The following is a 7,933-nucleotide window of genomic DNA, read 5'->3' as shown; positions in this document are numbered from 1 at the left end:
GGTCTGGAGGACCAGGCCGAAGGCGAAGCTGTAGCCGATGAAGGAGCCGAAGGTGCCGATGTAGAGGAGCGAGATCCACCAGGTGTCGAGACATACGGCTGCTTTGCGCTGGACACCGGGCCTGGCTCGTACGGAGTCGACGTTGTCCATTTTGTGAGCGGCCAGCAGGGTGGCCAGAACGATCAGCGGAAGGTAGACGGCCACGACATAGGCGGGATGCGCGGGGCCCACCGTGGAGATGACGAGCAGTCCGATGAGCTGGATCACCGCCACGCCCAGATTGCCGCCGCCCGCGTTCAGTCCCAGCGCCCAGCCCTGGTGGCGCTGCGGGAAGAAGGCGGTGATGTTCGTCATCGACGAGGCGAAGTTTCCGCCGCCCACGCCGGCCGTGGCGGCGATCAGCAGGAACACCCACAGCGGCGTGCCGGGCCGTTGTACGAAGTACAGCGCCGACACGGTCGGCACCAGCAGGATCGCGGAGGCGAACACGGTCCAGTCGCGGCCGCCGAAACGGGACACCGCACGGCTGTACGGAAGCCGTAGCACGGCGCCGACCAGGGTCGGAGTCATGACCAGCAGGAACTTCTCTTCGGCGTCGAATCCCAGCCCGATCTCCGGGGACATGAAGAGCACCAGGACCGACCACATGCTCCACACCGAGAACCCGATGTGCTCGGAGAGGACGGACAGCACCAGATTGCGATGGGCTGTCCGCTTGGCGCCGTTCTCCCAGGCGACCTCGTCCTCCGGGTTCCAGTCCCTGATCCAGCGGGACGAGAGGCCGCGATGATATCGAGCTGCACGGATCAAGATGCGAGCTCCCTGTCCACCAGTTCGCCCGCCGCCCCGGTGTACCGAGTGGGGTCGCACAAAGCGGCCAGGTCATCGGCGTCGAACACACCCGCCAGGCCCGGGGTCGCCGCCAACACATCGGCCAGTGCGGCACCGGTGTCCGCCGCCGTGGCCGCCGCCGTGCTGACCAGCTGCTTCGCGGCGGCCCTGCCGAACCTGGGAGCCAGCACGGCGGCGATCCGCTCGGAGACGATCTGACTGCCGGTGAGCGTGAGGTTGGTCAGCATGCGCTCGGGCCGTACCCGGAGTCCCTGCGCGAGTTCGACAGCCGTGTGAGCTGCTCCGCCTGTGAGCCGCAGGCATTCGCGCAGCAGCAGCCACTCGGCGTGCCAGGCACCTGCCGAGCGCTCGTCCTCGGAGAGCAGGCACTGGGTCAGCCCGGCCGAGACCACCGGCACTTGGAGGGCGGCGCTGCGTATCAGCGTCGCGAGAACCGGGTTGCGTTTGTGCGGCATGGCGGAGGAGGCACCGCGTCCGGCGGCGCCACCCGGTTCGGCGACCTCGGCGACCTCGGTGCGGGCCAGGGACAGCACATCCAGCGCGATCTTGCCGAGAGCGCCGGCGGTGAACGCCAGGGCCGCGGCCAGGTCGGCCATCGGGGTACGCAGCGCGTGCCAGGGCAGGACGGGGACAGCCAGTCCGGTCTCGGCGGTGAACGCCTCCACCAGACGGTCCAGGTAGTCGCCGGGGTCGAATGGGCCGTCGCCATCGGCGGTCCCACCGTCAATGCGGGCGTACTCCAAGTAGCCGGCCAGTGTGCCCGCGGCGCCCCCGAGCGCGACCGGCAGGCCACCGTACGCCACCCTGTCCAAGCGTTCCACGGCCTCCTGCACGAGCCGGTGCCAGCCCGCCGCTTTGAGCCCGAAGGTGGTGGGCACGGCTTGCAGAGTCAGGGTGCGGCCGACCATGACGGTGTCACGGTGGGCGGCCGCAAGCGCACTCAGCGCGTCCGCCGTGCGGGTCAGGTCCCTTCGGATGATCTTCAGGGTGCGCGCGGCGACCAGCATGACGCCGGTGTCGAGGACATCCTGGCTGGTCGAGCCTCGGTGGACGTACTCGGCGGCGGCCGGGTCGTCGGCAGCGACCACCGAGCTCAGCGCTTGGACGAGGCCGACGACGGGATTGGCGGTCTCACGGGAGGCGATCGCCAGGGACCGCAGGTCCAGGCGATCGGCGTGCGCGGCGCGGGTGATGGCGTCCGCCGCGGACTTGGGCACGGTACCGAGCCGGGCCTGTGCCCTGGCCAGGGCCGCCTCGGCGTCGAGCATGGCCTGCAGCCACGCCTGGTCGCAGACGGCGGCTTCGGCCAGGGTTCCGGCCCGTACGGGCGACAGAAGACCGGCATCGACCAGCGCCCCGGAACTGGTGCTGGTGCTCACACGATCACGCCCTTGAGACCTGTATCGGCCTGCACGGCGTGGGCCGCGAGCGGGACGCGGGCCATGGCCGGCAGGCCAAGGACGGCGCGGGCGATCGCGTCGGAGTCGGAGAGGGTGACGGAGTCGACGCCGGGGCGGATTCCGGCGGCGGTCACCCAGTGCACGCCTTCGGTGGGAACTCCGTAGGCGAACCGCCGTGGGTGGGCGTTGCCGTGGGCGTCCAGCAGCCGGTAGGGGCGCTCGGTGACGGCGAGCCCTCCGGTCTGGTAAACGGTCCCGCATGAGCCGTCGATGCTGTAGGGCCGCGCCTGGTCGGTCTCCAGCATGTGGCGCAGCAAGGGGTCGGCGGTGCGGCGCAGGTCGCTGTCGGGAAGTCGGGCCTCGATCAGTGCCGTTGCCAGGACCGTCGGGCCGGGTACGACGCCGGAGGCGGCGATGAACGCCGGGACCCTGGGGTCGACCCTCACTTCGGCGCCGGGACCTATGACGTCCAGGATCCCTGCCTCGATCAGCGCGATCATCTCCTCGACGCGGGAGACCGGAGGGCCGATGGACAGAAACGCGTTGAGCCGCGTGTACCACCCCTCCAGGTCGTCCCTGTGCGAGTTGCCCTCCAGACCGCCGTGGTCGACGGCGCCCCGGATCTCGTTGCGTAAATCGCGCAGGACGTCCAGGGCCGCCTTCAGCGGGCCGCTGACGTTCCCCTGCCGGGCTGCCGCCACGTCCTTGGCCAAGTACTCCAGCAGCCAGCTGCGGAAGCTGTCGCGGTCGGTAAACTCACGGCTCCCGTAGGGCCGGGAGAGCTTCTCCCAGTCCCACCGGTCCTCGGGCCCGATGCCGTACTCGTCGAGCAGAGGGGCGGGGTCGGCGTCGAGGGGCACTGCCAGAAACCGTTCGGTGAAGGATTCACGTGCGTCGGCGCGGCCCAGTGAGGTGAGCAGCGTGCCGTAATAGACGGATTCCACCTCACGGGAGATCCGCGGCCACAGGTCGACGCCGAAGTGCACCCGGTCGCCGTCCACAGAACGCTCGCGCAGCTCGGCGATGCACTCCGGGGTGAGCAGCCTGGGGTGGTAGCGCCCGTACGCGCCCTTCTCGTTCTCGCCTCGGGCGTGGTAGGGGACGCCCCGGCGGGAGAAGGCGTACATGCGGGGCTCTTGACCTGACGGCTTGTAGACCAGTTTGCCGCCCGCACCGCGTGTGAAGGAGCCCCCTCGGGCAGCGGTGAACAGCGCCATGTAGTCGAAGAAGTTGAGGCCGAGACCGCGCAGCAGCACGGTCTGGCCGGGCTGTATGGAACTCAGGTCGAGATCGGCCGGGTTGATCGGCGTGATGTAGGTCAGGTAATGGATACGGGCCAGGCTCGCCGTCCGCGCCTCCCGGGGCGTCAGGCGTGCGGGGACGTGACCCTGGGCCAGGATGACGGCCCCAAGGTGGTTGAGCCGTGTGCCGTCCTCCAGCCTGATGCCCTGCGGACCGCCGGGAACGCCGTGGGTGTCGGCGATGGCGACGGCCCGGGAGCGGTGTACCTCGATCGAGACGTGCTCGGGGGCAGCTGCCACGATCGCCTGGAAGCAATCCTGGAGGTAGCGACCGTAGAAGGTGCGCGTGGGGTAGGTGTCCGGGCCGATCCGCTCGGCTTCGGCGAGCGTGGCCGCGTCGTAAGCACCCAGATCACGCCCGGCGGATATGTCCGCGGCCCATTCGTACAGGCTGGGACCAGGCTCGATCGGGCCGTCGATCCGGACCGAGCGGTCGGTGTAGACGGTGATCTGGGAGGCAACGGTGTTCATCAGCAGATGCCGGGACTGCTCCGCGCGCCAAACGGTTCCCGAGCCGGGCGCGGACGGGTCGACGACGTGAACGGTGACGGCGGTCCGAGACGGCGATCGACGCTCATAGGCGCAGATGCGCTCCACCACGGAGAGCCCACGCGGCCCACCACCGACGACGCAGATCTGCATGTGTTTGTTATGCATCAGCACATCTCTCCCACTACTGGTGAACAGGCCGGTTCCGGCCACTGGGGCTTGACCACGGCGGTCTGTTCGGCACGGCCCCCCGAACCGTACGAGCCACGGATCGTTGCCTTCATGGCGCACAGCCTGCGGGGGCGGCATGGACGGGTCAACGAAACGCTGTCGGGTCCGTCAGGTCCGCAGGACCGTGCCGGTCGCCGGCGGTCAGACCGGGGTCCTGCGTGCGGCGACGGGCACCGGCCCGCACCTTTGCGTCCGGACGGGATCGGCGACGGCTGCGGGCCGACCGGGGGTGCCGGCGGCCGTACGATGCGATCGTGCCCGCCACGGAAGGCTGTCCGCCGGTGAGACCTGCAGGCGCACGAACGCCCAAGGACGTCGCCGACGCCCCTGTGAACGCCCTTGGCCGAGGGCCGGATGACCACCACCCCGCGTATCACGACAACCCACCCGTATCCGCTGTCGGCGGCAGCGCGACCGACGCCCCCGTGCGAGGGCAACACAAGTGCTCTTCGCCGCGCCAGGGTCCGCCGCGTCCTACCGTGCCCCGGGCAGCGGCGAAACGGCCCACCTGACGAAGTGCCGCCGTCGCACTTGGCCCGCTCTTGCTCTCCCCCCGACGATTTGGGGCGCAACGTGTAGCAGACCGGTTGCACGGGGCCAGACGCGACGGCTTCTCCCCGCTCGCGGAGGTACGCCCCTGCCGACTCTCTGTAGCCGTCGGCTGGGGCACTGACGCCCACCGGTGCACCTAGCCAGCAGGTTCTCTCCGTCCACGCAGCAACATCCCCCCTGCCTGCCCGTTCGGCGGTGACCCCGCCCTCGGATGTGCCACTCACCGAATCCACCCAGGAGGCCTCAGGACATGCCAGGTATCCCCCCCATCGAACCCTACGCACTGCCCACGGCGGACAACTTGCCTGCGAATACCGCGGGGTGGAAGCTCGACCCCGACCGCGCGGTGCTGCTCGTCCACGACATGCAGAGCTATTTCCTTCAGCCCCTCCCCCGGGTGGTCCGCGATCTGCTGGTCCGCAACGCCGCCCGAGTGCGTGACACATGCGCCGGGCTCGGTGTTCCGGTCGCCTACACCGCTCAGCCCGGTGACATGACGCAGGAAGAACGCGGCCTGCTCCGGGACTTCTGGGGGCCGGGCATGCGCACCGTGCCCGAGGAACAGCAGTTGGTCCAGCCGCTCAGCCCGGCCCCGGGCGACTGGATGTTCACCAAGTGGAGGTACAGCGCGTTCTTCCGCTCCGACCTGCTGCAGCGCATGCGTGACTGCGGCCGGGACCAGCTCGTGATCTGCGGGGTGTACGCGCACATCGGTGTGCTGATGAGCGCCGTCGACGCTTTCACCAACGACATCCAGCCCTTCCTGGTAGCCGACGCGACTGCGGATTTCTCCCGCGACTACCACTGGATGGCCATGAAGTACGCCGCCGAACGCTGCGCGGTGGTCACCACCGCCGAGGAGGTTCTCACATGACGGAGGAACTGCTGGACCTGGTCCTGAGCAACCAGCCCCCGGCGTTCGCGCTGCTGCACCGGCCCGAGGTCACCGGTCCCGGCAGAATCGACGTACTCGTGGGGGAGGTCTCCACACTGGCCACGCTGGCGGACATCCCGATGCGGGAGGACTCCGCTCCGGGCCCGGAGAGTTGTCAGGACGTACTGGCGATCATCCCCTACCGGCAGATCGCGGAACGCGGTTTCGCATGCGTCGATGACGGCTCACCCCTGATCGCCATGACCGTCACCGGCCAGACTGTGATGCCGGTTTCCGAGGTTCTGGCCCGCATCCCCGACGTCCCGATCGACTTGTCGGGGGGTGACTTCGACACGAACGACGAGGCGTACGCCGACTGCGTACGCGAGATCATCGCCGAGGAGATCGGCCGGGGTGAGGGTGCCAACTTCGTCATCAAACGCACTTTCACCACCGAGATCCGCGGATACACCCCGGCTACCGCTCTGACCTTCTTCCGTCGTCTGATGGAGCAGGAATCCGGGGCGTACTGGACCTTCATCGTCCACACCGGTACCCGTACGTTCGTCGGCGCCTCCCCCGAACGGCACATCAGCGTCCGTGGTGGGGTGGCCGTGATGAATCCCATCAGCGGCACCTACCGGTATCCGCCGACCGGCCCGACCCTCGACGGCGTGATGGACTTCCTGGCCGACCCCAAGGAAGCCGACGAGCTGTACATGGTGGTCGACGAAGAGCTGAAGATGATGGCCCGGATCTGTGCGTCGGGCGGCCGGGTGATCGGCCCGTTCCTCAAGGAGATGGGACGTCTCGCGCACACGGAGTACTTCATCGAGGGTCGCACGACACGCGATCCCCGGGATATCCTGCACGAGTCGATGTTCGCGCCCACCGTGACCGGTTCTCCGCTGGAGAGCGCCTGCCGGGTCATCAGCACCCGTGAGCCCGAAGGCCGTGGTTACTACAGCGGAGTCCTGGCTCTCATCGGCCGCGATCAGCACGGTGGCCGCTCACTGGATTCCTCCATCCTCATCCGCAGCGCCGACATCGACGCCGGGGGCCGGGTTCGCATCGGTGTCGGCGCCACCCTGGTGCGTCATTCCGAACCGCATGCCGAAGCCGCCGAGACGCGGGCCAAGGCAGCCGGTCTTCTCAAGGCGCTCACCTCGAACAGTTCCGCGCCGTTCGGTGACCACCCCGACGTACGCGCCGCTCTCGAACAGCGCAACACGACGATCGCCGGGTTCTGGCTCGCTGGGGACGGAGAGCCCGTGCGGCCCCAACCTCTGCTGTCCGGCCGGCGGGTACTGGTCGTCGATGCCGAGGACACGTTCACCTCGATGCTGGACCATCAACTGCGGTCCATGGGGTTCTCCGTGACGGTCCGGCGGTTCGACGAGCCGTATTCCTTCGACGACGGATACGACCTCGTCATCATGGGACCCGGTCCCGGGGACCCTCGGGAGATCGGCCATCCCAAGATCGCCCACTTGCACTCGGCGATACGTACCCTCCTGGCCACCCGGCACCCGTTTCTGGCTGTCTGCCTCAGCCATCAAGTGCTCAGCCTGGAGTGCGGCTTCGATCTCCGTCGCAGGGACATTCCCAATCAGGGCGTGCAACGCGAGATCGACCTCTTCGGCACCCGCGAACGCGTCGGCTTCTACAACACCTTCGCCGCCGTCAGCCCCAGCGACAAGGTGGAGTGTGGGGACGTGGGCATGGTGGAGATCAGCCGCGACCCCGCGACGGGGGAGGTGCACGCCCTGCGCGGGCCGCACTTCGCCTCGATCCAGTTCCACGCCGAGTCCGTGCTCACCCAGGACGGGATACGCATCACGGGGAGCCTGATCGCGGACGTGCTCGCCTCATGCTCCAGGCCCGCGGTGTGATGTGGGGTGAATGGACGACCCGTGACGCCTCGACGGCGCGGGGCCCTGTCACGACGGTTCTCGTCTTCATGGGGCACCGCACGTCGGCCGCCGCAGCCAGCGTCGTCACGTCCATGGCTTCCGCGCTTGCCCACGACGTGTTCGCCCACGGCGCGCGACGGCGGCGTCGCGACATCCCATGAAATGAGCCACGCGCGGTGAAGCGCCTTGCCGGTGGGGACCCGCGGAGGTGGCGCAGCGGCTGCCGCCGTCCGGTGGGACCCGCACCCGCTGCATGTCCCCGGCCTGCCCCGGCGTCCTCCGGTGCCGCACTCAGCACGACGCGAAGAACCTCGCGGGAGC

5 protein-coding genes are annotated in these 7,933 nt (G+C 68.9%); 2 read left to right on the top strand and 3 right to left on the bottom strand.

What is annotated here, in order from left to right:
• The 3 genes from F3T56_RS44245 to F3T56_RS44235 all read right to left on the bottom strand — a co-directional run.
• On the bottom strand, window positions 1-810 hold an 810-nt coding region (locus tag F3T56_RS44245), incomplete at its 3' end, for an MFS transporter (protein ID WP_246204772.1).
• Window positions 807-2,231 (bottom strand): nitrosuccinate lyase, encoded by a 1,425-nt coding sequence (locus tag F3T56_RS44240; protein WP_246204771.1) that lies wholly within the window; start codon window positions 2,229-2,231, stop codon window positions 807-809. The genes F3T56_RS44245 and F3T56_RS44240, both read right to left, overlap by 4 nt.
• Window positions 2,228-4,210: an FAD/NAD(P)-binding protein gene (locus F3T56_RS44235; RefSeq protein ID WP_149831116.1), complete on the bottom strand. Its 1,983-nt coding sequence runs from the start codon at window positions 4,208-4,210 to the stop codon at window positions 2,228-2,230. The genes F3T56_RS44240 and F3T56_RS44235 overlap by 4 nt, the downstream gene beginning before the upstream one ends.
• An 865-nt stretch (window positions 4,211-5,075) precedes the next feature.
• On the opposite strand from F3T56_RS44235, the gene F3T56_RS44230 reads away from it, so the two are divergent.
• Both F3T56_RS44230 and F3T56_RS44225 read left to right on the top strand, forming a co-directional pair.
• On the top strand, window positions 5,076-5,699 hold the full coding sequence (locus F3T56_RS44230) for an isochorismatase family protein (protein ID WP_149831115.1): 624 nt from the start codon (window positions 5,076-5,078) through the stop codon (window positions 5,697-5,699).
• The gene (locus F3T56_RS44225; protein ID WP_149831114.1) at window positions 5,696-7,591 is read left to right on the top strand and encodes an anthranilate synthase family protein; all 1,896 of its coding nucleotides are present in this window, start codon (window positions 5,696-5,698) and stop codon (window positions 7,589-7,591) included. Before F3T56_RS44230 ends, F3T56_RS44225 begins: the two co-directional genes overlap by 4 nt.
• Window positions 7,592-7,933: the final 342 nt, after the last annotated feature.

Source organism: Streptomyces tailanensis, from assembly GCF_008386495.1.
GTDB classification, from domain to species: Bacteria; Actinomycetota; Actinomycetes; order Streptomycetales; family Streptomycetaceae; genus Streptomyces; species Streptomyces tailanensis.
The sequence above is the reverse complement of the archived record's forward strand: the minus strand, read 5'-3'. Positions and strand labels throughout refer to the sequence as shown.